Source organism: Yoonia sp. GPGPB17 (genome assembly GCF_037892195.1).
In the GTDB taxonomy this organism is placed as follows: Bacteria; Pseudomonadota; Alphaproteobacteria; order Rhodobacterales; family Rhodobacteraceae; genus Yoonia.
This window is the reverse complement of the sequence record NZ_JATACI010000002.1, coordinates 1,780,461-1,800,718: the sequence shown is the minus strand read 5'-3', so window position 1 is coordinate 1,800,718 and position 20,258 is coordinate 1,780,461. Positions and strand designations below refer to the sequence as shown.

General features: G+C 56.1%; 22 protein-coding genes and 1 pseudogene. 10 read left to right on the top strand and 13 right to left on the bottom strand.

Annotated features, from left to right (window positions below; translation table 11 throughout):
• Window positions 1-20: 20 nt before the first annotated feature.
• Together QTO30_RS09730 and QTO30_RS09725 are read right to left on the bottom strand one after the other, a co-directional pair.
• Window positions 21-662 carry a LysE family translocator gene (locus QTO30_RS09730; protein WP_340423954.1) on the bottom strand — a complete coding sequence of 214 codons (642 nt, stop codon included), beginning with the start codon at window positions 660-662 and terminating at the stop codon, window positions 21-23.
• Window positions 663-744: 82 nt separating this feature from the next.
• A complete protein-coding gene (locus tag QTO30_RS09725; protein WP_445327140.1) occupies window positions 745-2,115 on the bottom strand; it encodes a mechanosensitive ion channel family protein in 1,371 nt (456 codons plus the stop codon).
• A gap of 174 nt (window positions 2,116-2,289) precedes the next feature.
• Here QTO30_RS09725 and QTO30_RS09720 point away from each other — a divergent pair, with 174 nt between their 5' ends.
• The 5 genes from QTO30_RS09720 to QTO30_RS09700 all read left to right on the top strand — a co-directional run bounded on the left by QTO30_RS09720 (window position 2,290) and on the right by QTO30_RS09700 (window position 7,808).
• Window positions 2,290-3,354 carry a calcium-binding protein gene (locus QTO30_RS09720; protein ID WP_340423953.1) on the top strand — a complete coding sequence of 355 codons (1,065 nt, stop codon included), beginning with the start codon at window positions 2,290-2,292 and terminating at the stop codon, window positions 3,352-3,354.
• A 243-nt stretch (window positions 3,355-3,597) separates the two neighbouring features.
• On the top strand, window positions 3,598-5,004 hold the full coding sequence (leuC, locus tag QTO30_RS09715) for a 3-isopropylmalate dehydratase large subunit (protein WP_340423952.1): 1,407 nt from the start codon (window positions 3,598-3,600) through the stop codon (window positions 5,002-5,004).
• 83 nt (window positions 5,005-5,087) lie between these two features.
• Window positions 5,088-5,693 carry a 3-isopropylmalate dehydratase small subunit gene (gene leuD, locus QTO30_RS09710; protein WP_340423951.1) on the top strand — a complete coding sequence of 202 codons (606 nt, stop codon included), beginning with the start codon at window positions 5,088-5,090 and terminating at the stop codon, window positions 5,691-5,693.
• A 520-nt stretch (window positions 5,694-6,213) separates the two neighbouring features.
• Window positions 6,214-6,801 carry a hypothetical protein gene (locus QTO30_RS09705; protein ID WP_340423950.1) on the top strand — a complete coding sequence of 196 codons (588 nt, stop codon included), beginning with the start codon at window positions 6,214-6,216 and terminating at the stop codon, window positions 6,799-6,801.
• An 89-nt stretch (window positions 6,802-6,890) separates the two neighbouring features.
• Complete coding sequence (locus QTO30_RS09700; RefSeq protein ID WP_340423949.1) at window positions 6,891-7,808, top strand: endonuclease/exonuclease/phosphatase family protein; 918 nt, start codon at window positions 6,891-6,893, stop codon at window positions 7,806-7,808.
• Here the strand turns inward: QTO30_RS09700 and QTO30_RS09695 are convergent.
• Window positions 7,743-8,654 carry an NAD-dependent epimerase/dehydratase family protein gene (locus QTO30_RS09695; RefSeq protein WP_340423948.1) on the bottom strand — a complete coding sequence of 304 codons (912 nt, stop codon included), beginning with the start codon at window positions 8,652-8,654 and terminating at the stop codon, window positions 7,743-7,745. The two genes, QTO30_RS09700 and QTO30_RS09695, sit on opposite strands and share 66 nt — an antisense overlap.
• Before the next feature lie 93 nt (window positions 8,655-8,747).
• On the opposite strand from QTO30_RS09695, the gene QTO30_RS09690 reads away from it, so the two are divergent.
• The 4 genes from QTO30_RS09690 to QTO30_RS09675 all read left to right on the top strand — a co-directional run bounded on the left by QTO30_RS09690 (window position 8,748) and on the right by QTO30_RS09675 (window position 12,433).
• Window positions 8,748-9,644: a LysR family transcriptional regulator gene (locus tag QTO30_RS09690; protein ID WP_340423947.1), complete on the top strand. Its 897-nt coding sequence runs from the start codon at window positions 8,748-8,750 to the stop codon at window positions 9,642-9,644.
• A gap of 57 nt (window positions 9,645-9,701) precedes the next feature.
• The gene (gene leuB, locus QTO30_RS09685) at window positions 9,702-10,808 is read left to right on the top strand and encodes a 3-isopropylmalate dehydrogenase (protein ID WP_340423946.1); all 1,107 of its coding nucleotides are present in this window, start codon (window positions 9,702-9,704) and stop codon (window positions 10,806-10,808) included.
• A gap of 367 nt (window positions 10,809-11,175) precedes the next feature.
• Complete coding sequence (locus QTO30_RS09680; RefSeq protein WP_340423945.1) at window positions 11,176-11,442, top strand: hypothetical protein; 267 nt, start codon at window positions 11,176-11,178, stop codon at window positions 11,440-11,442.
• Window positions 11,443-11,461: 19 nt separating this feature from the next.
• Entirely contained in the window at window positions 11,462-12,433 is a 972-nt protein-coding gene (locus QTO30_RS09675; RefSeq protein ID WP_340423944.1) for a DMT family transporter, read from the top strand.
• Here the strand turns inward: QTO30_RS09675 and QTO30_RS09670 are convergent.
• Together QTO30_RS09670 and QTO30_RS09665 are read right to left on the bottom strand one after the other, a co-directional pair.
• Window positions 12,430-14,049, bottom strand: a complete 1,620-nt coding sequence (locus tag QTO30_RS09670) for an FMN-binding glutamate synthase family protein (RefSeq protein WP_340423943.1) — start codon at window positions 14,047-14,049, stop codon at window positions 12,430-12,432. The genes QTO30_RS09675 and QTO30_RS09670 overlap by 4 nt on opposite strands.
• A gap of 97 nt (window positions 14,050-14,146) precedes the next feature.
• Window positions 14,147-14,956: a division plane positioning ATPase MipZ gene (locus tag QTO30_RS09665; protein ID WP_340423942.1), complete on the bottom strand. Its 810-nt coding sequence runs from the start codon at window positions 14,954-14,956 to the stop codon at window positions 14,147-14,149.
• A gap of 369 nt (window positions 14,957-15,325) precedes the next feature.
• Here QTO30_RS09665 and QTO30_RS09660 point away from each other — a divergent pair, with 369 nt between their 5' ends.
• Complete coding sequence (locus QTO30_RS09660) at window positions 15,326-16,621, top strand: DEAD/DEAH box helicase (protein ID WP_340423941.1); 1,296 nt, start codon at window positions 15,326-15,328, stop codon at window positions 16,619-16,621.
• Between the two features lie 51 nt (window positions 16,622-16,672).
• Here the strand turns inward: QTO30_RS09660 and QTO30_RS09655 are convergent, their stop codons facing one another.
• From QTO30_RS09655 to QTO30_RS09620, 8 genes and pseudogenes are all read right to left on the bottom strand, one after another.
• On the bottom strand, window positions 16,673-16,987 hold the full coding sequence (locus QTO30_RS09655; RefSeq protein ID WP_340423940.1) for a DnaJ family domain-containing protein: 315 nt from the start codon (window positions 16,985-16,987) through the stop codon (window positions 16,673-16,675).
• A gap of 110 nt (window positions 16,988-17,097) precedes the next feature.
• A complete protein-coding gene (gene rpmE / locus QTO30_RS09650; protein WP_100369192.1) occupies window positions 17,098-17,319 on the bottom strand; it encodes a 50S ribosomal protein L31 in 222 nt (73 codons plus the stop codon).
• 11 nt (window positions 17,320-17,330) lie between these two features.
• Window positions 17,331-17,714 carry a 50S ribosomal protein L19 gene (gene rplS, locus QTO30_RS09645; RefSeq protein ID WP_340423939.1) on the bottom strand — a complete coding sequence of 128 codons (384 nt, stop codon included), beginning with the start codon at window positions 17,712-17,714 and terminating at the stop codon, window positions 17,331-17,333.
• Window positions 17,715-18,005: 291 nt separating this feature from the next.
• Window positions 18,006-18,796 (bottom strand): annotated as a pseudogene (gene trmD, locus QTO30_RS09640) (tRNA (guanosine(37)-N1)-methyltransferase TrmD).
• Window positions 18,789-19,304, bottom strand: a complete 516-nt coding sequence (rimM, locus tag QTO30_RS09635) for a ribosome maturation factor RimM (protein WP_340423938.1) — start codon at window positions 19,302-19,304, stop codon at window positions 18,789-18,791. Before rimM ends, trmD begins: the two are co-directional and overlap by 8 nt.
• Window positions 19,304-19,450: a hypothetical protein gene (locus QTO30_RS09630; protein ID WP_340423937.1), complete on the bottom strand. Its 147-nt coding sequence runs from the start codon at window positions 19,448-19,450 to the stop codon at window positions 19,304-19,306. Before QTO30_RS09630 ends, rimM begins: the two co-directional genes overlap by 1 nt.
• Before the next feature lie 62 nt (window positions 19,451-19,512).
• Complete coding sequence (gene rpsP, locus QTO30_RS09625) at window positions 19,513-19,920, bottom strand: 30S ribosomal protein S16 (protein WP_340423936.1); 408 nt, start codon at window positions 19,918-19,920, stop codon at window positions 19,513-19,515.
• Window positions 19,921-19,960: 40 nt separating this feature from the next.
• Window positions 19,961-20,257: a chorismate mutase gene (locus QTO30_RS09620; RefSeq protein WP_340423935.1), complete on the bottom strand. Its 297-nt coding sequence runs from the start codon at window positions 20,255-20,257 to the stop codon at window positions 19,961-19,963.
• Between the last annotated feature and the right edge of the window lies 1 nt (window position 20,258).

Genomic DNA, 20,258 nt, shown 5'->3' with positions numbered 1-20,258 from the left:
TTCATGTCTGACCGAACGGGTCAGCTGCGGCTGGTCAGCAATTTCAACCCGGCAAAGGCAAAGAACGTGCCAAGGATGCCTTGAATGACCCGCCGTGCCTTGCCGTACATCCGCACCATGAAGGGCGTCGAAAATGCAAGCGCATAGAGCAGGTGGCAAATAATAGACAAAATGAACGTCCCTCCAACAATTGCCGCTGCGACCCAGAGTGGCGCACCATCCTGTAGACCGAGTGAGATGATCGCGATCCATGACAAAGCGGCCTTGGGGTTGGTCATCTGGATGATGTAGCCACGTCGCAGATATCCGAACTGGCTGCGCTGGCCGCCCCTGAGCTCTTTTGCTTCGATATCATGTGGTGAAGCTGCGGACTTGAAAGCTTTATACGCAAGCCAAAGCAGGTAAGCCCCGCCAAACACTTTGATGATCAACAGCGCCGACGCGTAGGTTGCCAATAGCGCGGACAATCCAAAAGCCGTCAAAACGGCCCAGGTGAAGGACCCAATCGCGACCCCCATGGCCAATGCAATACCCGAGGCGCGGCCCACGCTCATCGATGTGCCCATCACGGCCAGTACATTCGGTCCTGGGCTGGCGATACCCAAAAGAAACGCGGAATACGCGAGGAGAATACCCGGAAGGTAGAGAGCAATATCTTGCATGGCTCGCCTTTCATTACAATCAATGTTCGCACTATGTTCTCAATGGCCAGATTTAGCAATTGATTTAATGCGGCGATGGTTTCTAAGCTTTCTGAGTATGATCTGTGGGCATGTCGGCCGAGTCACTGTCCAGCATTTTCACTTCCCTTTGCGGGAATGGAATGCTGATGCCGTGTTCTTTGAACGCGTCCCAAAGCGCCAGATAGACGTTGCCGCGAATGTTGGTCAGACCACCTGTCGGATCACGGATCCAGAACCGCAGCAGATAGTCCACGGAACTGTCGCCAAACCCTACGATATGGCATACCGTGTTGCGGTCACCGAGTACACGATCAACGCTTTGGGCCGCCTCAATCGCGATGCGCCGCACCTCATGCGGGTTGTCGTGATAGGCTGTGCCAAAGTTGATATCGAGGCGCACGAAATCGTTTGAATGCGACCAGTTCACCACTTGTCCGGTGATCAGGTCTTCATTCGGGATCAGGTATTCGCGCCCATCGCGGGTAACGACCGAGACATAGCGCGCACCCAGCGAATTGATCCAGCCAAAGGTATCGCCAAGGCTGATCACATCGCCGGGTTTGATTGACTTATCCAGCAGGATGATGACGCCAGACACAAGGTTGGACACCACCTTTTGCAAACCAAAGCCAAGGCCCACACCGATGGCACCGGACAGCACCGCAAGCCCGGTTAGATCAATCCCCAGCGCGCGCACGCCGACGAAAAATGCGGCCCCGTAAAACGCAATCTGCACGCCTTTGACAATCAACACCTGCATTGAAGGGCTGATGTCTTCGTTTGACTTGATCCGGCTTGCGGTTGTCGTTGTAAAGAAACGGGCCAGCGCGATCAGGACCCCCAGAATAACCAGACCCTGTATGAGCAGGAGCATGGAGAACCTGATTTCACCGATGCTGAACCCAATGCTGTCCAGCAGGCGTTCGGCCACGTCCAAGAGCCCGAGGATTTGCAAGGTCGCCCATGTCCATGCGCCATACCTGACAAATTTGCGCAGCGTCGGGCTTTTGATCAGGCGTGTGGCGAAAGCAATCAACAGCCATGCCAAGGCCAGCGTGCCGATCACACTGAGCAGGTAGCTGCGGCTTGGCCAGGTTGTTTCGCGCATCACGAAGATGACGGTCCACATCAGCACCACAAAGAATATGGCACGCAGACGTTGGTGAACGACCACAAGGATACGCATCCGCCATTTAGGCCAGTTTTCGCGCGACCCCATCCAGGCGCGAATGCGCGGGCCCATAACTGCGCGCAGCACATGCGCTGCGGCAAAGATGCCAATGGCAATAAAGAGTTGATACAGGTTCCACGTGCGAAACATGTTCTCGACAAACAGCTGTCCCTGCATCAACAGATCGCTGCCAATCTCAATCACCTCCTCAAGCGGCGCATCGGCCGGTGTGGGGTCGGTTGTTCCGTCGTGTGCGGCCATGGCCTTCCTGATCAAGTCATGTTGCCTGACAAGGTGGCACGCAGATGCCACGCAAGCAAGCAAGGCTTATGTGTGGGCAAATACACAGACGATTTGCGCGAACAGTTTGTATCCTTGTGAGCTTCGGATCGAACCGTTACGGTCTCAACAAATTGTTAACGGAAAGCTTCGAATATGGATATTACCCTACTCTTGCTGTTAGCGTCAGGCGCACTGTTGCTTCCACTTATCGGTGGCGGCGAAGATGGCGATGATGAGGATGAGATCCGTGGCACCCTTGGTGATGATGAGGACCTTCGGGGCACAGAAGGGAACGATCGCATCCTCGGATTTGACGGCAACGATATCATCAATGCTGGTGGTGGGCTTGATTTTGTCAATGCGGGCCTTGGCAACGACACTGTGAATGGTGGCGACGGTCGGGACGAGATCGAAGGCCGCGCGGGCGATGACACTCTGAATGGTGATGAAGGCGGCGACATCATCAGAGGTGGCGCGGGGAATGACACCATCAATGGCGGCTATGGCAACGATAAGGTTGAAGGCGGCGAGGGTAACGACGTCATCTTTGGTGGACCAGCCGCGCGCGCGATCGGCCCTGATGGCGAGTTGGTCAACGCGGCAGACCGGACCGACACCTTGCGTGGCCAAGGCGGTGAAGACACGATCTATATCTGGGGCGGTGACGGTCAGGCCTTTGGCGGCATCAACCGTGATGACCCCGGTATTCCCAGCGTTGATGAGAAAGATGAGCTCATTCTGGTAACTGGCGAAGCCCGCCTTGAAGATGGGCAGGGCACAACTGATTTTTATGCTCTGGCGAACATCGAGGATGCCGAAGAAACCTTTGCAACCATCGTCGAATTCGATGAATCAGAGCATCGGATGATCCTGACCGTTGATATTGATCTGGATGGTTCGGCGGTCACACCGCAGGTTGGGTTTGAGGCGACCGAGAGTACGATAGATGAAGACGGAGATACCGTTAACGGCTTTTTGATAACGGCAAAATTACTGAATCCAGAGGATTTTCCAGGTGTCGAATTCGAGGAATCATCTGCTTTCTTCCGTGGAGAAGCCAACCCGACAAGCGACGACCTGCAAACTTTCGTTGAAAATAACTACGACATTGAAGTTGTTTACACGGACGCGGCGACCAATGATTACTTTACTCCGCAAGATACAGTCGCAGCAATCAAAGATGTCATCCCCGCGAACCCGGCGATACCTGGCACTTAAGTTACTTGGCGACAGATCAAGCAACACGTGTTGCAAGGCCGTTCTTGGCTTTGTGCAGCGCTCTTGCGAGCTGTGCGTTGCGCGTGTATCTGTCAGTCCATGAAAAAGGTTTTCGACATGGACGATCGCGCGCGGCTGCCTTGGCGGTTCTTTGGTGCGCGCGGCACGATCCTAGCCCGCGGATAATCCAGCGACGTTTCCGCACGCCTGACGACCACTGACAATTTATGATGGGAGAGGACAATGTCCCCCAAAACGCTCTATGATAAAATCTGGGACGCGCATGTAGCCCATGAAGCTGAAGACGGCACTTGCCTGCTGTATATTGACCGCCACTTGGTGCACGAGGTGACCAGCCCGCAAGCCTTTGAAGGGCTGCGCATGGCGGGCCGCAAAGTGCGTGCACCGGAAAAAACGATCGCCGTGCCGGATCACAACGTCCCCACGACGCCGGGCCGTGATGACCCCAAGAACATGACCGAGGACAGCGCCATTCAGGTGGCGGCACTCGACAGCAATGCCAAGGAGTTTGGCATTCACTACTATCCTGTGTCGGATGTGCGTCAGGGCATTGTGCATATTGTTGGACCGGAGCAGGGCTGGACCTTGCCGGGTATGACCGTTGTCTGCGGTGACAGCCACACGGCGACCCACGGTGCCTTTGGCGCCCTGGCGCATGGTATCGGGACATCTGAGGTGGAGCATGTTCTGGCGACACAAACGCTGATCCAGAAGAAATCCAAAAACATGAAAGTCGAGATCACAGGCAAACTGCGCCCGGGCGTGACGGCAAAGGACATCACGCTGTCTGTCATCGGGGCCACAGGCACGGCAGGCGGCACGGGCTATGTGATCGAGTATTGTGGTGAAGCGATCCGTGATTTGTCGATGGAAGGCCGCATGACGGTCTGTAACATGGCCATTGAGGGCGGCGCACGCGCAGGTCTGATCGCCCCTGATGAGAAGACCTATGAATACTGCAAGGGCCGCCCGCATGCGCCGAAAGGGGCGGCTTGGGAGGCGGCCGAGACCTATTGGAGAACACTTTTCACCGATGAAGGCGCGCACTTCGATAAGGTGATCACGCTGAAAGGCGAAGATATCGCACCTGTTGTAACATGGGGGACATCACCTGAAGATGTCCTACCGATTACAGCAACCGTGCCTGCGGCTGATGATTTCGATGGCGGTAAAGTGGGTGCGGCGCAGCGCTCGCTTGACTACATGGATCTTACGCCGGGCACACCATTGTCTGATATTGCGATTGATACCGTGTTCATAGGGTCTTGTACCAACGGACGTATTGAAGACTTGCGGGCAGCGGCGGCCATCTTGAAGGGCAAGAAAAAGAAGGACGGGCTGCGCGCGATGGTCGTGCCGGGGTCCGGTCTTGTGCGTGCACAAGCCGAAGAAGAAGGGTTGGCACAGATTTTCATCGACGCTGGTTTTGAGTGGCGCCTTGCGGGTTGTTCCATGTGTCTGGCAATGAATCCTGACCAATTGGCACCGGGTGAACGTTGCGCGGCCACATCCAACCGGAATTTCGAAGGGCGACAAGGGCGGGGTGGACGCACCCACCTGATGTCGCCTCAGATGGCGGCGGCGGCGGCGATTACTGGCAAACTGACTGACGTACGCGAGATGATGTAAGCGGCGCGCTCATCAAGCCCTTGCGGGGCTTTCTTCGCGAAGAAGGCCCAAAGGGGCTGATGAGCAGCCCGAAAGGATAAAAGATGCAGAAATTCACAAAGCTCAGCGGCATCGCCGCGCCCTTGCCGCTGGTCAATATCGACACCGATATGATCATCCCCAAACAGTTCCTGAAAACGATCAAGCGTTCCGGTCTCGGTGTGAATCTCTTTGATGAGATGCGCTATGACAGCGACGGTCTGGAAATTCCTGATTTCGTCCTGAACAAACCCCAGTACCGTGAGGCGCAGATCATCGTCGCTGGCGATAACTTTGGTTGTGGTTCCTCGCGCGAACATGCCCCCTGGGCCATTGCGGATTTTGGGATCACTTGTGTCATTGCGCCGTCTTATGCGGACATCTTTTACAACAACTGCTTCAAGAACGGCATCTTGCCGATTGCTTTGCCGCAAGAACAGGTCGATGTGCTGATGAAGGACGCCGAGAAGGGGTCAAACGCGCGCATAGAAGTGGATCTGGAAGCGCAGACGGTCACGACATCTGATGGTGAAACATTCAGCTTTGAGGTTGACCCTTTCAAAAAGCACTGCCTGATGAACGGGCTTGATGACATCGGCCTGACTATGGAAAAGGCCGCGTCGATCGATACCTTTGAAGCTGAAGCAAGCGCGGCGCGTCCCTGGGTTTAGTGCAACAAACAATTGTTGTTGTTGGGGCTGCTTTCAAAAGGAGCAGTCCCCGTGCCGTGAGGTGTTGCCAATTTGTTGCGATTCGGTGGCATTCACGCATCACTTAGTCCCCAATGTTATGCATTTATCCTCTTTCCTGCCTGCATTGGTTGATGCAAGGGGCTGGATTTGTTCAGAATTATCTCAATAATAAAATAACCTGTTGTATAGTGCGGGCGACCAGAACCAATCGTGCAAGGCATGTGGTAGCCCAGTAGAGGAAAAGTGCAGTGCTCGCTCGATTGCCATCAGCATTGGTCAGAGCCGTGATGGTCGTGATATTGATCATCATGCCATATGCGCTGCTGCCCAATTCGGCGACGGACAATGCACAGATCATTGTTTTGGTGGCGATCTTTGGTGCGCTCTTCACCATCGTTGAATATAGCTCCAGCAGCCCCAGTCTAGTGGAGTTTCGTGATGCCCCCCGTTCAATCGGGTTCGGTTCTCGGCGCTGTTTGCGACGGTTTTCTGCCTGTCGATGATTTTTAAGGGCGTCGATTCGCCGTCGGCCATTTCCGAGTACTTTCAAAACAGCGGAAGCGTCATCGGTAAGACGATTGATTTTCCCTATTCGCCGGTCCGCCTGATGGTCATCATGATGCCCGATGGCACGGATCCCGTCGTGATCCAGCGTTTGCGCGATGCAGCGGGCCTGAGCTATCTCGTCTCAGTTTTCTCGGTCATCTGGTTTGTCGTCCTGTTGCGCCTTTACCGCTGGCCGCGTCGCGCGGGGGCCTTCAATGTCTGGATCAACCTGCCCACGTTCGACCCCACGGCCGGTGGTGATGTCGTTAAACGCCTGCAACGGGATGGGCGCGTTAACATTATATTAGGGTTCTTACTGCCCTTCTTGGTTCCAGCGGTTGTCAAATTGGTGGCGGCTTTGGGCACGCCGATTAACCTAGATAACCCGCAAACGTTGATTTGGACGGTCTCTGCATGGGCATTCCTGCCAGCCAGTATCCTAATGCGCGGAGTCGCCCTCAGCCGGGTGGCGCAGATGATCGAGGTGCAACGGCGCAAAGCTTACGACCGTACTGGGCCGACGCACAGTGCTACCTACTAGCCACCTTTTGTCTGGCTGGCGCGGCGCATGCAGACACATATCGCATTGCCACCTTCGCTGCGCCACTTAGCCGGGATGGTCCGGGCTTATTGCTGCGCGATTTACAGCGTGGGGAGGACCCACAGATCGCCGCGATCACGGGCGTGATTGCGCATATCAGTCCTGATGTCCTTGTTCTGACTGATTTTGATTTTGATCGGGACAGCATTGCGCTGGACCAGTTTGCCGATGGTTTTGGCGCGAGCTACCCGCATTACTTTGCACTGCACCCGAACGCTGGCATCGCGACCGGGCTTGATCTTGATGGCAATGGCCGCCTAGGCGATGCGCGCGATGCGCAGGGTTATGGTCGTTTCGCTGGTGATGGCGGCATGGCGATCCTGTCGCGCTTTCCTGTGGTTGACGACCAAGTCAGTGATCTGTCGATGACGCTTTGGCGTGATTTACCGGGTGCCACATTACCGCAGAAAGATGGTGCGCCGTTTCTGAGTGACAATGCGCAGGATATCTTACGCCTTTCGTCAACGGGGCATTGGATTGTCCCCATCGCATTGCCGGATGGCAAGCCGCTGTCTGTGATGGCCTTTTCGGCAACACCGCCTGTGTTTGACGGTCCAGAGGATATGAACGGTTTGCGCAATCGTGATGAGTTACGGTTGTGGGAGGTCGTACTTGATGGCGCGTACGGGGCCGTGCCGGATAGCTTTGCGATCACCGGAAACGCCAATCTGGATCCAAGGGATGGCGACGGCATTTCTGGCGCGATGGCCAGTTTCCTGCAACACCCCCGCTTGCAAGACCCGCTGCCCGGCCAAGACACCGTAGATTGGCCAGAGGACGGTCCTGGCGATCTGCGTGTCAGCTATGTCTTACCTTCTGTTGACTGGAGGGTGACCGATGCGGGCGTTTTTTGGCCCGCCTCGGATGACCCTGAACGAGCGCTAATTGGCGACGACGGCCTTACCGCCGGGCCGCATCGCCTTGTCTGGGTCGATATCAGCCGATAGCCCGGCCAGCATCACCTGTTCCAGATCAGTTGGTTCAAACTCTGGCACCAGCCGGTCAAATTTTGCCGATCCGATCCGGTGCGGCATCGCATAGAGATAGCGCATCTCACGCATCTCTCGGGCCAGCTCCCAAAACGGGCTAAGGATGGTCATCATCCACCACGGAAAGCGGTTGATCTTGATGCTCCGTTTCGTATGGTTTTCCACACAACGTTGCAGGTCTGTCGTTGTAAAGGCGTGCCCGGGAAATGGTACATCCTCGAACATTGCCAATTCCGCCCGCTTCTCGGCCAGTCTGACGGCCGCCCGCCCCCAATCAGGGACGTAGGCATAGGACTGCAGCGTATCTGGGTCAGCTGCCGCGGTGATCTTGCCTTTCTTGATATCGCGCATGATCAGCATGCTCATGATGTCGCCATTGCCGGCAGGATCAATGAAGTTGCCTGCCCGCAACACAATCGTCTGCACACCAGAAGCGCGATAGCTGTCTTCCATCTCTATACGCACACGGCCCTTCTTGGTATGCGCGTTCTGCGGCGTATTTTCGTCCAAAACCCCGGGCTGATCACCATAGATATAGACATTGCCTGGAACGATCACCGTCGCGCCGCTGGCTTTGGCCGCTGCGATCACCTGCGTTGTGATTTCGGGAATGGTCCGCTCCCACTGATGATAGGCAGGTGGGTTCAACCCGTTGACAATCACATCGACACCATCAGCAGCCGCCACCATATCACCTGTCTTGCGGTCATAGTGGCGGACCTCCCAACCAGCGTCCCAGAATGCGTCAGCCGAGCGGCTTCCGATCTTGCCGGAACCACCCAGAATAAGGACCGTCTGTTTCATCTCGTGTCTCCCACGTTAATGCTGATGGCAGGTTGCGCCATTCAAACGATGAAATGAATTGCCTGAATTCGCAGGTCATGTATTCAATAGTGAATGGATAAATCGCTCAATTCTCTCGATTGGTCGCTCGTTCAGGCGTTCCTGGCTGTCGCGGAAACGGGCAGTCTTTCGGCCGCTGCACGTCACCTGAGCACCAGTCAGCCCACCTTGGGGCGTCAGATCAAAGCAATCGAAGCACAACTGGGCGCCGAATTGTTTCGGCGGCAACCACGCGGCTTTGCACTAACGCAAACCGGTGCAGATTTGATCGGTCCGGCAAAGGCTATGCGTGATGCCGTCCAGCAGATCACCCTTACGGCGGCGGGACAACAGGCGCGATTGGAAGGAACGGTGCGGGTCACCGCCAGCGTTGCGACATCAGCGATGCACCTGCCGCCCATCATCGCAAACATCCGCAGGCTTGAACCCCAGATTGCGATTGAACTGGTTCCGAGCGACGATACTCGGAACTTGTACTACCGAGAGGCGGATATCGCGGTCCGTATGTATCGTCCCACCCAACTTGATCTGATCACACAGCACATTGGCGAGATTCCCTTGGGTGTGTATGCCGCGCATTCCTATCTTGCAGACCGGGGTACGCCCAAATCCTTGGGTGATCTACAAGAGCATGACTTTGTCGGCTACGACAGCAACACGTCCATCATCGAAGGGTTTGCCGAAACAGGGATCAAGGTGGATCGTGATTATTTCAAGACCCGCTGTGATGACAACATCGCTTACTGGGAGTTAGTGCGCGCTGGCTGTGGTATAGGTTTCGCGCAGTCGAATGTTGGTGACAACGATCCCGCCGTTGCAGAAATCGACCTTGGTATCTCTTTGCCCACACTTCCTATCTGGCTGACGGCCCATGAGGCCATGCGCCAGACCCCCCGTATTCGCAGGGTGTGGGAGCTATTGGCGGAAGGTCTGAAGCCCTTGGTATCTTGAACCCGGACGTCCTTCGCGCTAGGGCCTTTGCAACCTCTTCAAGCAAGGACCTGACCTATGGCAAACCCTTCCCTTTTGATCCTCGCCGGTGACGGCATCGGCCCCGAAGTTATGGACGAAGTGAAGCGGATTATCGGATGGTTTGGCGACAAACGCGATCTGACATTTGATGTGTCCGAGGACCTTGTCGGTGGTGCCGCCTATGATGCACATGGCGTCCCTTTGCACGACGACACCATGGCAAAGGCGCAAGAGGTGGATGCGGTTCTGCTGGGCGCAGTTGGCGGCCCGAAGTACGACGACCTAGATTTCAGCGTCAAGCCAGAGCGCGGGTTGCTGCGCTTGCGCAAGGAGATGGACCTATTCGCCAACCTGCGCCCCGCACAGTGTTTTGATGCGCTGGCCGATTTCTCATCGCTGAAGAAAGACGTGGTTGCGGGCCTCGATATCATGATCGTGCGCGAACTGACATCCGGGGTTTACTTTGGCGAACCGCGCGGCATTCACATCGAAGACAACATGCGTGTCGGCGTGAACACACAGCGCTATACCGAAGCCGAGATTGAGCGCGCCGCCCGTGCGGCCTTTGATTTGGCCAAGAAGCGGAATAACAAGGTTTGTTCCATGGAAAAAGCGAATGTCATGGAAAGCGGCATCCTATGGCGCGATGTGGTCACCGAAGTGCATCAGGCGGATTATGCCGATGTCGAGCTCAGCCATATGTACGCCGACAACGGTGCGATGCAGTTGGTGCGTGCGCCCAAACAGTTTGATGTGATCCTGACCGACAATCTCTTTGGCGATATCCTGTCGGATTGTGCGGCGATGCTCACAGGTTCGCTCGGCATGTTGCCGTCAGCGTCTCTTGGGTTGCCCATGGCAAATGGTCGTCCCAAGGCAATGTACGAGCCGGTTCACGGCTCTGCCCCGGACATCACAGGGCAGGGCAAGGCGAACCCGATCGCGTGTATTTTGTCCTTTGCGATGGCGTTGCGTTACTCTTTCGATGAAGGCGCAGAAGCGGACCGTCTGGAAGCCGCCATTGAGAAAGTGCTGGCCGATGGTGCACGCACGTGCGACCTGATGGGGCCAGAAGGCGGCACATCGCTGAGCACTACTGAAATGGGTGACGTGATACTAGCCGCACTGGATGCGTCGACATGAAAAAGCTGATCGCCATTATCTGTGCGGGAGCCGGGGTAGGGGCGTTTGCCCTCCTTGGCGGTTGGGACATCGTAAAGATTGGGGCAATGAACCTTATCGAGACGACCGAGTTCACCGTCGCGGGCGAGGCGCTCTATATGAGTGGTGAGATCAACAGCAAAACGGCTGCACAGTTCGCAGCGGTGATTGCGGCAAATCCGCAGATCGAGACAATTGTTGAATGCGATGTGCCGGGGTCGATCGACGATGATACGATGATTGCATTGTCTTATCAGATCCGTGAGTTGGGTCTGAACACGCATCTGACATCAACCAGCGTCATTGCATCGGGGGTGTTGATCTGTTTTTGTCGGGGGTCACAAGAACCATGGAAGATGGTGCGCAACTGGGCGTGCATTCATGGTCCGATGGCACCAACGAGGCAAAAGATTTTCCGCGTGATGCGCCCGAGCATGATGCGAACCGCACCTATATCGAAGACATGCTTGCCGACGATTCCTTTTATTGGTTTACGATTTATGCAGCACCGGCCGATGATATTTACTGGATGCAGCCAGATGAGATTGCGCAGTACGGAGTGCTGACCGCGCCGGTGATGTCAGAAAGCCCCTACAGTTGTCCGCAGGCCGGTTAGGTTCAATAAGGAAAAACCCATGTCCCCGAATGCCAAAGGTGCTCTCATCGCGTTACTGGCTTTTGGCATCTTCTCGACGCATGACGTGGTGGTGAAAATTCTGGGCGGGCTTTATTCGCCGATCCAGATCGTGTTTTTCAGTGTTTTGCTGAGTTTCCCCTTGGCCATGGTAATGTTGATGCGGGATGCGACACCCGGTACGTTGGTGCCGGTGCATCCATGGTGGCTGGCCTTGCGGACAGTGGCGGCCGTGGTTACGGGCGTTTCGGCCTTCTATGCGTTCTCTGTCCTGCCATTGGCACAAACCTACGCCATCCTTTTCGCGGCCCCTTTGTTGATTACGATTCTGGCCATTCCGGTTTTGGGTGAACGTGTGCGCTTGCGTCGCTGGATTGCGGTGCTGGTGGGCCTCGGCGGCGTAATGGTCGTGTTGCGCCCCGGTCAGACTGATCTGTCACTGGGTCATCTTGCGGCGCTTGCGGCAACCGTCGGCGGTTCACTTGCCTCGATTATTGTGCGCAAGATCGGATCAGAGGAACGGCCCGTTGTCATGCTGCTTTATCCGATGATGGTAAACTTTGTCGTCATGGCCTGCGCTTTGCCCTTCGTATACCAGCCCATGCCAATTGAGCATCTGGGCTTGCTCGCAGTTATTGCGACATTTGCATGGATCGCCAGCCGCCTTGTCATTGCCGCCTATCAGGCGGGCGAGGCCGCCATCATCGCACCCATGCAATACAGCCAGATCATCTGGGCCAGTCTTTTTGGCTACCTCTTTTTTCAGGAAACCATTGATCAGGCCACGGCCATTGGGGCGGGTATCATCATCGCCAGTGGACTTTACATCGTGCTGCGCGAAAGCAAGAGCGGCAATTCCGAGAACACGCCGGTTCTGCGCACAAGATCGCGTTCGGAAACTGGCACCACGCCGCGTGTTTCGCTCTTTATGCGCACGGCGGGCAAGACCCCGCCTCGCCCTGACGACCCTTAGGTCGCGGCCTCGGGCGGGGCAAAACTATGCGGATTGGCCCGCTTCCACCGTTCGCGGTAGATGGGATAGTCATCGCCATCATCAAGCAGGAAACCTTCGCGCATATAGGTGTAGACATCCGCAGCCTCAGTCATCTGCCCGTCGCCTTTGCGCGTCATAAAGTGGTAGGGCAGGAACCCGCAAGGATCTTCCAGACCTGCGGCACCCGCCATTTCGCCCAGAGCTTTCAGCGTATTGGCATGGAAGCGCGCGACGCGCTTGCTTTTATTGTCCACGTCTAACGCAGCTTGACGCAGCGGATCCTGCGTCGTCACACCTACCGGGCAGTGGTTGGTGTGACAGGCCTGCGCCTGAATACAACCGATCGCGAACATGTAGCCTCGTGCAGAGTTACACCAATCAGCACCGATAGACAGGGCCTTCGCAATGTCGAACGCGCTGACAACCTTGCCCGCGGCACCAATCTTGACCTGATCGCGAATGCCCGCACCACGCAACGTGTTGTGTACAAAAGTCAGCCCTTCAACCATTGGCATGCCGACGTGGTTGGCAAACTCCAAAGGTGCCGCACCTGTTCCACCTTCGGTGCCGTCGACCACAATGAAATCAGGAATAATCCCGGTTTCCAACATCGCTTTCACCATGCACATAAATTCACGCCGGTGACCGATGCAAAGCTTGAACCCGATTGGTTTGCCATCCGATAGTTCGCGCAGTTGACCGATAAACTGCATCAGCTCCATCGGGCCTTCAAACGCGCTGTGACCTGCGGGTGAAACGCAATCAACGCCCATAGGGATATCACGCGCTTCTGCAATCTCCGGCGTAATCTTGGCGGCGGGCAGCATGCCGCCGTGGCCCGGCTTGGCCCCCTGGCTGAGCTTGATTTCGATCATCTTGACCTGATCTTTTGCAGCCTGTTTGGCGAATTTTTCAGGATTGAATGTGCCGTCATCGTTGCGGCAGCCAAAATAGCCGGACCCAACTTCATAGATCAGGTCACCTCCACCGTCGCGATGATAGCGGCTGATACCACCTTCGCCAGTATCATGGGCAAACCCGCCCATCTTGGCCCCTTTGTTGAGGGCCGAGATCGCATTCGCGGACAAAGAGCCAAAACTCATCGCTGAGATGTTGTAAAGGGATGCATCATAAGGCTGTTTGCAGTTATCGCCGCCAACTTTGACGCGAAAATCGGTGTTGTCGAAATGCGTCGGTTGCACCGAATGTGTCAGCCATGAATACCCAGCCTCGTATACCCGTTCGTGGCTGCCGAAGGGGCGTTTGTCTTCAGCACCTTTGGAACGCTGATAAACGAGCGAGCGTTGTTCGCGGCTAAAGGGTTGTTCTTCCTGATCACCCTCAATCAGGTACTGGCGAATTTCTGGTCGGATCTTTTCAAATAGAAACCGGATATGGCCCAATACGGGATAGTTGCGCACAACGGCATGGCGGGTTTGTCTGACGTCATGAATACCCAACGCTGTAAGTGCTGCGAAGATAACGAAGGGAACAAAGACCCAAGTCGCCCAAAAGCCCGCGATAAAACAAACGACGGCCAAGACAGCCACTAACGCAAACGTTGCATAACGTTGCAACGAGATCAGTTCACGCACAACATGCCCTCCCTTTTGGAAAGTACACTAGGCCGCTGATGTCGTTAACGAAAGACTGATGTGATGAAGTTTTCATCACAAAACGAAAACGACTGGGTTAGAAATCTGCCGTGACACCGGGCAAGTCCAAAGCTTTGATCAATTCGCGCAACTCTTGTCGGGCGGCGACATTCGAAATATTCATCCCCTTCACCCCAATATCACGCAGATCCAGCAACGTCAGGCCGCGCGGAAAAAGCTCTCGGAATATGACCCGTTCGTGAAACCCGGGCGCCGTCCGAAACCCGATCCGCGACGCGAGTTTTGCAATCGCGCGTTCCATCTTGAGCTTGTTCAGCATAGCCTGTGAGCCCAACCGATTGCGGACCACAATCCAATCGATCGGCTTGAGCCCCGCTTGGCTGCGCAGCTGGCGGGCATTCCATACCATCTCGGAGTAGACCGAGGGGCCTGTGATATCCTCGCCGTCGCTGTCCACATGGGCCAGCAGATCGAAGTCGATAAAGCTATCATTTAAGGGCGTGATCAGCGTATCGGCCAGCGAATGAGCGACCTGGCTCAACCGTGTATGCGAGCCGGGGCAATCGATCAGGATGAAATCAGCATCAGCCTCCATCCGAGCGACGGCCATAGATAGTCTGTGATCAAAGGCATTCTCGCCGGGTTTCAGCAGTTCTTGGTCGATGTCCGGCAGTTCGTGATAGGATGGCGTCGCGAGATCCAGGCCCTTCTTTTTCAGGAAGTCCTGTCGGTTGAGGATGTAACGTCCCAGCGTTTTTTGCCGCAGATCCAGATCAAGTGTGCCTACTTTGTGCCCCATGCGGGCGAGCGCTGTCGCCACATGCATTGAGACCGTCGATTTGCCCGCACCGCCCTTTTCGTTGCCGACCACGATGATATGCGCCACTGACCGATTCCCCGTCTTTTCATGCTTTGCACCTCTATATGATGTGGCTGATATGAGGGGAAGCACATGCAACACCCCTAGCGACATTTTCAGCAGCCCTTGACAGATGCAGTGCAAAGGCGCATCTGCCACCCAACCGACGCAAGCTGCCGCGTGAGCAGAGCGAGACCTGAACGGTCTATCCGCAAGGCGTCGCTTAAACTTCAGGTTCCCACATCACGCAGGGGGTCCCGCGCCACATCGGCGCCCGGACAATGCGGTCTTGGCTGTCAGCATATTGGCGCAACCTTGCATCGGTTCATCGTATAAGGCGGTGGGCCAAATGATATGTGCGGGATAACTGCCCGCGAGAAATTAGGATATCCATTCATGGATTTTGACATGCTGGGCCTCGCGCCCCGATTGATTAACGTACTCAAAGAACAGGGGATCACCGATCCCACCCCGATCCAAACCCAAGCCATCCCGCATGCCATGAACGGCCGTGATGTCATGGGCCTTGCCCAGACAGGCAGTGGTAAGACCGCCGCCTTCGGTCTGCCGATGATCCACGCGCTAATGAAGGCGGGCGTAAAGCCGAACCCCAAAACAGCACGCGGCTTGATCCTTGCACCTACACGTGAGTTGGCCAAACAGATCGCTGACAACCTGACCGCCTATACCAAGGGCAGCCACCTGAAAGTGGCGCTCGTTGTGGGCGGGGCGGGGATCGTCGCCCAAACCAAACGCCTTGCTGGCGGTGTTGATCTTTTGGTTGCTACGCCGGGTCGTTTGATCGATTTGCTGGATCGTCGCGCGGTGCGTCTGGATGAGACGATCTATCTGGTCCTCGACGAGGCTGACCAGATGCTCGACATGGGTTTTATCCACGCCTTGCGCCGTATCGCGCCGCTTCTGGCCAAAGACCGCCAAACCATGATGTTCTCGGCGACAATGCCGAAGCTGATGGGGGAATTGGCGAACACTTATCTTACAGACGCGGTTCGGGTTCAGGTGAACCCGCCCGGACAGGCGGTTAAGAAGATCAACCAGTCGGTGCATTTCGTGGCACAAGCGGCCAAGACAGACCTGCTGATCGAACTTCTGGACAAGCACCGCGACGAGTTGGCGATTGTCTTTGGGCGGACCAAACACGGCTGTGAGAAGCTGTATAAGGTGCTTGAGAAAAAGGGCTTTGCTGCGGCGTCGATCCACGGCAATAAATCGCAAGGTCAACGGCAGCGGGCGTTGGAAGCGTTCAAGGCCGGTAAGACCCGTGTCTTGGTGGCCACGGATGTGGCCGCCCGCGGTCTCGACATTCCAGATGTGCGCTTTGTTTACAACTATGACCTGCCGAATGTGGCTGAAAACTATGTGCACCGCATCGGCCGGACCGCGCGTGCCGGGGCCGACGGAAGCGCCGTGGCATTGGTGGCACCCGATGAGATGATCGAACTGCAGGACATCGAAAAAGCGATGAAGGAAACCATCCCCGTCGCATCCGGGCGTCGGTGGGACATCCAGCCGGGTCAGAAGAAGCGGCCCAATGGCGGTGGCGGGCGTCGCGGCGGTGGTGGCAATCGCAGTGGTGGGCCACGCGCAGGCGGCAAGCCCGGCGGTCAGGGTAAACCCGGTGGGCGGCGGCGCGGTGGTGGAAGCCGATCACGCGGAAAATCCGCAGCTTAGGACACTAAGAGTTTTAAAAACTCTTGGCCAAAATCTTGCAAGATTTTGGGCCTAGCCGTATTTGCGAAACGCGTCCATCTCAATGGCAAGCTTTGTGTGCAGCTCAGACAGGCGCAACTGCTCGGCCTTACGGTCGGCTTCATCTGTCAGTGTTTTCAACCTGTCCTGCGCCTCGATGATCTGACGGCGCAGGACGACAACGGGTGATTTCGCATCCGCTGCCTGCATCATCCGGTTCAGCACTGCATTCTGTGGATCATCCAGATGTGCCAATGGTTTGCCCGCGCCTGGAAGGTCGTTAAACTCCCCGCGCTTTTCAGCATTCTGGACGATTTGGTCGATCAAGCCGCTGAGTGGATGGTGCATCGCTCTATCCTGTAAGGTGAATCTTGATCCACCTTACGTCCATCAAAGTCAAAACAAAACGCCGCCCCGAAGTCGGAGCGGCGTTTTGATTTTCATCAGTGCGAGGTATCTTAGAAACCAAGACCCGCATATTTGTTCTTAAACTTGGACACACGGCCGCCAGCGTCCATCAGACGGGTGGAGCCACCGTTCCATGCAGGGTGCACAGAGGGGTCAATATCCAGCGCCATTGTGTCGCCTTCCTTGCCCCATGTGGATTTCATCTGCACCACGGTGCCATCGGTCATTTTGACGTCGATGATGTGGTAGTCTGGATGCGTATCTTTTTTCATCGGTGTGATCCTTACGCTTCAGCGCCCTTGGGCGCTTTGTAGTTGGTGACCTCTGCGATACGTGCGGACTTACCACGACGTGACCGGAGATAGTACAGTTTGGCGCGACGCACGCGACCACGGCGAACCACGGTGATGCTGTCGATGTTAGTGGAGTGCAGCGGGAAAACACGCTCCACACCTTCGCCAAAGGAAATCTTGCGCACTGTGAAAGACCCGGCAATGCCTTTGCCGTTCTTGCGGGCGATGCACACGCCTTCGTAGTTCTGCACACGGCTGCGTGTGCCTTCGGTCACTTTGTAACCGATGCGGATGGTGTCACCCGCTTTAAAGTCGGGGATTTTCGCCCCAAGTGCGGCGACTTGTTCCGCTTCGAGTTCTGCGATCAGGTCCATCTGAAACGCTCCTTTTCATACTTGCGGTTGTCCGCAATGTTCATTTGCGTGGCCCAGAGCTCTGTGTCGTTACCGGGTCCAGTGTCCTGCCCGCCAGAGATGCGTCATCATTTCTTTGTTGTGGTTACCCGGCCTGACTGGTGAGGGGTGCACCAACGAAGGTACGCTCAATATCCAGACGGTTCCATAAACCAACACCCGGAATCAGCGAGGCTGGCCGGGAATGCTGCCGTATAAGCGGATGCCCCTAGCGGATCAAGGGTTTTTGGTCGCATAAGGGCGTTGGGGCTCTTATTTCTTGGCCAATTTTTCCCAAAGATCAGGACGTCGATCCCGTGTGATCTTTTCGGCCATCTCGCGGCGCCATTCCGCGATCTTGGCATGGTTGCCCGACAACAAGATCTCGGGGATGGGATGGCCCTGCCATGACGCTGGCTTGGTGAACTGCGGATGTTCCAATAGGCCTGATGAAAAGCTCTCTTCAACCGCGCTTTCTGCATTGCCCAACACCCCTGGCAATAGACGGACAGTCGCATCTATCATGGCTTGCGCGGCAATCTCGCCCCCGGTCATGACGAAATCACCCAGGCTGACTTCCTGAATGCCAAAGTGGTGCAGCACCCGCTCGTCGACACCCTCAAATCGGCCACAGAGCATCGTAACGCCATCCATCCGCGCCCAATCGCGCGCCATCGCCTGATCAAAGCGGCGCCCACGCGGGGACAGATAGACCAGCGGAGCAACCCCTTGGTGCCTTGGCGTGCATCCATGATCGCCTTTTCCAGCACGTCGGCACGTAGCACCATGCCCGCACCACCGCCTGCAGGGGTGTCGTCGACATTGCGATGTTTGCCGATGCCATAGTCGCGGAGATCATAGGTCTGCAGCTGCCAGAGACCGTCTTGCAGGGCTTTGCCAGTAAGGCTCTCGCCCAGCACCCCCGGAAAGGCCTGTGGAAACAGCGTAATGATCTGCGCGGTCCAGGACCCGGCGATATCGGGCGTATCTGTCAACAGTTCACGCGGTTTCAGCGTGGGTCGGACGGCAATGCGCCCAGCGGATTTTGGCGTCTTTTCAGCCATCGGAGACGAACAACCCGTCCGGTGGATCGGCGATGATCCGTTTCGCCGTCAGATCAACCGTTGGCACGGCGGCCCGCGTAAATGGCAAGAGCACCGTGTCAGATGCGCCGGGCACGATGATCTCAAGCAGATCCCCAGCCCCGTGATCCATGACAGTCTTGACCGTTCCCAAGGTGATACCACCGGTATCGACAACGGTCAGGCCAATCAGGTCGGCATAATAGTATTCGTCGTCCGGCAATGACGGCATCACATCGCGCGCGGCATAGAGGTTCACATTGCGCAGCGCGTCGGCGTCTTCCTTGGTGACAACCCCATCCATACGGGCTGTGAAACCATTCTTGAGTTGCCCGGTCAAAACGACCTGCGCAAAAGCGCGCCCATCCTCGGCATAAAGCGGGGTGTAGTCAGCAATCGCTTGGGGATCGGCACAATAGGACTTCAGGCGCACTTCGCCCTGAACGCCAAATGCGCCGCCAATGGCCCCCACAATGACACGATCGCTCATCAATCAAACTCCGGTCCAACGCAGATATTCTCGATCCATAGCCCGCCACCCTCTTCGCAGATGCTCTGGTTGCCCTGACGTTCAAACAACATGCCCGCCACAAAGGCAAACATCACCAAGATGATCGTGCGCAGCAAGCGGAACATATGGGGCGTCCCAAAGGGTAAGGGTGTTGCCCCGGCGCAAACCGGGGCAACGCTCAGAGGTCTTACTCTTCCGCAGCAGCAGCTTCTTCAACTGGCGCTTCTTCCACAGGGGCGTTTGCGGCTTCTTCAGCAGCGGCAACCTTAGCAGCTTTTTCTTCAGCGCGCGCCTGAGCAGCCTTGCCCGGTGTGCCCTTCTTGGGGTTGCTGCGGTCTTTCTTTGGCAGCTCGCCTGCGGCTTCCAACATGCGCGAGATACGGTCAGTCGGCTGTGCGCCTTCGCCCAACCAATACTTCACGCGTTCCATGTTCATTTTCACGCGCTCTTCGCTGTCTTTTGGCAGCATGGGGTTATATGTGCCCAGCTTTTCAATGAAGCGGCCATCGCGGGGCATGCGGCTGTCAGCGGCCACAATTGCGTAGAATGGACGTTTCTTTGAGCCGCCACGGGCCAAACGGATTTTCATAGCCATCAGAGTTTCTCCTTAAAGATGGGTGTGAGGGCTATTGCCCTCAGGATTGGTGTTGTTTGTGGTGTTGGATGACTTCCTCAATAATGAAGTTGAGGAATTTCTTGGCAAATTCCGGGTCAAGATCGGCCCGGGTTGCAAGGTCGGTGAGCCGTGCGATCTGGGTCTCTTCACGCGCGGGGTCAGATGGGGGCAGATCGTGTTCGGCTTTCAGCTTACCCACGGCCTGTGTGTGCTTGAACCGCTCGCCTAAGGTATAGACAAGGATGGCATCAAGCCGGTCGATGCTTTCGCGATGTCCTTTCAGGATCTCGGCGGCACGGGTTGTTGTGTCGGTCATT

Bases quoted from the DNA above. Each gene is read 5' to 3' on its own strand.
- QTO30_RS09730 (WP_340423954.1), bottom strand. From the start codon at position 662: ATGCAAGATATTGCTCTCTACCTTCCGGGTATTCTCCTCGCGTATTCC.
- QTO30_RS09720 (WP_340423953.1), top strand. From the start codon at position 2,290: ATGGATATTACCCTACTCTTGCTGTTAGCGTCAGGCGCACTGTTGCTT.
- QTO30_RS09680 (WP_340423945.1), top strand. From the start codon at position 11,176: ATGGAAGATGGTGCGCAACTGGGCGTGCATTCATGGTCCGATGGCACC.
- QTO30_RS09655 (WP_340423940.1), bottom strand. From the start codon at position 16,987: ATGCACCATCCACTCAGCGGCTTGATCGACCAAATCGTCCAGAATGCT.
- QTO30_RS09725 (WP_445327140.1), bottom strand. From the start codon at position 2,115: ATGGCCGCACACGACGGAACAACCGACCCCACACCGGCCGATGCGCCG.
- QTO30_RS09695 (WP_340423948.1), bottom strand. From the start codon at position 8,654: ATGAAACAGACGGTCCTTATTCTGGGTGGTTCCGGCAAGATCGGAAGC.
- leuD (WP_340423951.1), top strand. From the start codon at position 5,088: ATGCAGAAATTCACAAAGCTCAGCGGCATCGCCGCGCCCTTGCCGCTG.
- QTO30_RS09705 (WP_340423950.1), top strand. From the start codon at position 6,214: ATGATTTTTAAGGGCGTCGATTCGCCGTCGGCCATTTCCGAGTACTTT.
- rimM (WP_340423938.1), bottom strand. From the start codon at position 19,304: ATGAGCGATCGTGTCATTGTGGGGGCCATTGGCGGCGCATTTGGCGTT.
- QTO30_RS09675 (WP_340423944.1), top strand. From the start codon at position 11,462: ATGTCCCCGAATGCCAAAGGTGCTCTCATCGCGTTACTGGCTTTTGGC.
- QTO30_RS09630 (WP_340423937.1), bottom strand. From the start codon at position 19,450: ATGTTCCGCTTGCTGCGCACGATCATCTTGGTGATGTTTGCCTTTGTG.
- rpmE (WP_100369192.1), bottom strand. From the start codon at position 17,319: ATGAAAAAAGATACGCATCCAGACTACCACATCATCGACGTCAAAATG.
- QTO30_RS09660 (WP_340423941.1), top strand. From the start codon at position 15,326: ATGGATTTTGACATGCTGGGCCTCGCGCCCCGATTGATTAACGTACTC.
- leuC (WP_340423952.1), top strand. From the start codon at position 3,598: ATGTCCCCCAAAACGCTCTATGATAAAATCTGGGACGCGCATGTAGCC.
- leuB (WP_340423946.1), top strand. From the start codon at position 9,702: ATGGCAAACCCTTCCCTTTTGATCCTCGCCGGTGACGGCATCGGCCCC.
- rplS (WP_340423939.1), bottom strand. From the start codon at position 17,714: ATGGACCTGATCGCAGAACTCGAAGCGGAACAAGTCGCCGCACTTGGG.
- QTO30_RS09620 (WP_340423935.1), bottom strand. From the start codon at position 20,257: ATGACCGACACAACAACCCGTGCCGCCGAGATCCTGAAAGGACATCGC.
- rpsP (WP_340423936.1), bottom strand. From the start codon at position 19,920: ATGGCTATGAAAATCCGTTTGGCCCGTGGCGGCTCAAAGAAACGTCCA.
- QTO30_RS09690 (WP_340423947.1), top strand. From the start codon at position 8,748: ATGGATAAATCGCTCAATTCTCTCGATTGGTCGCTCGTTCAGGCGTTC.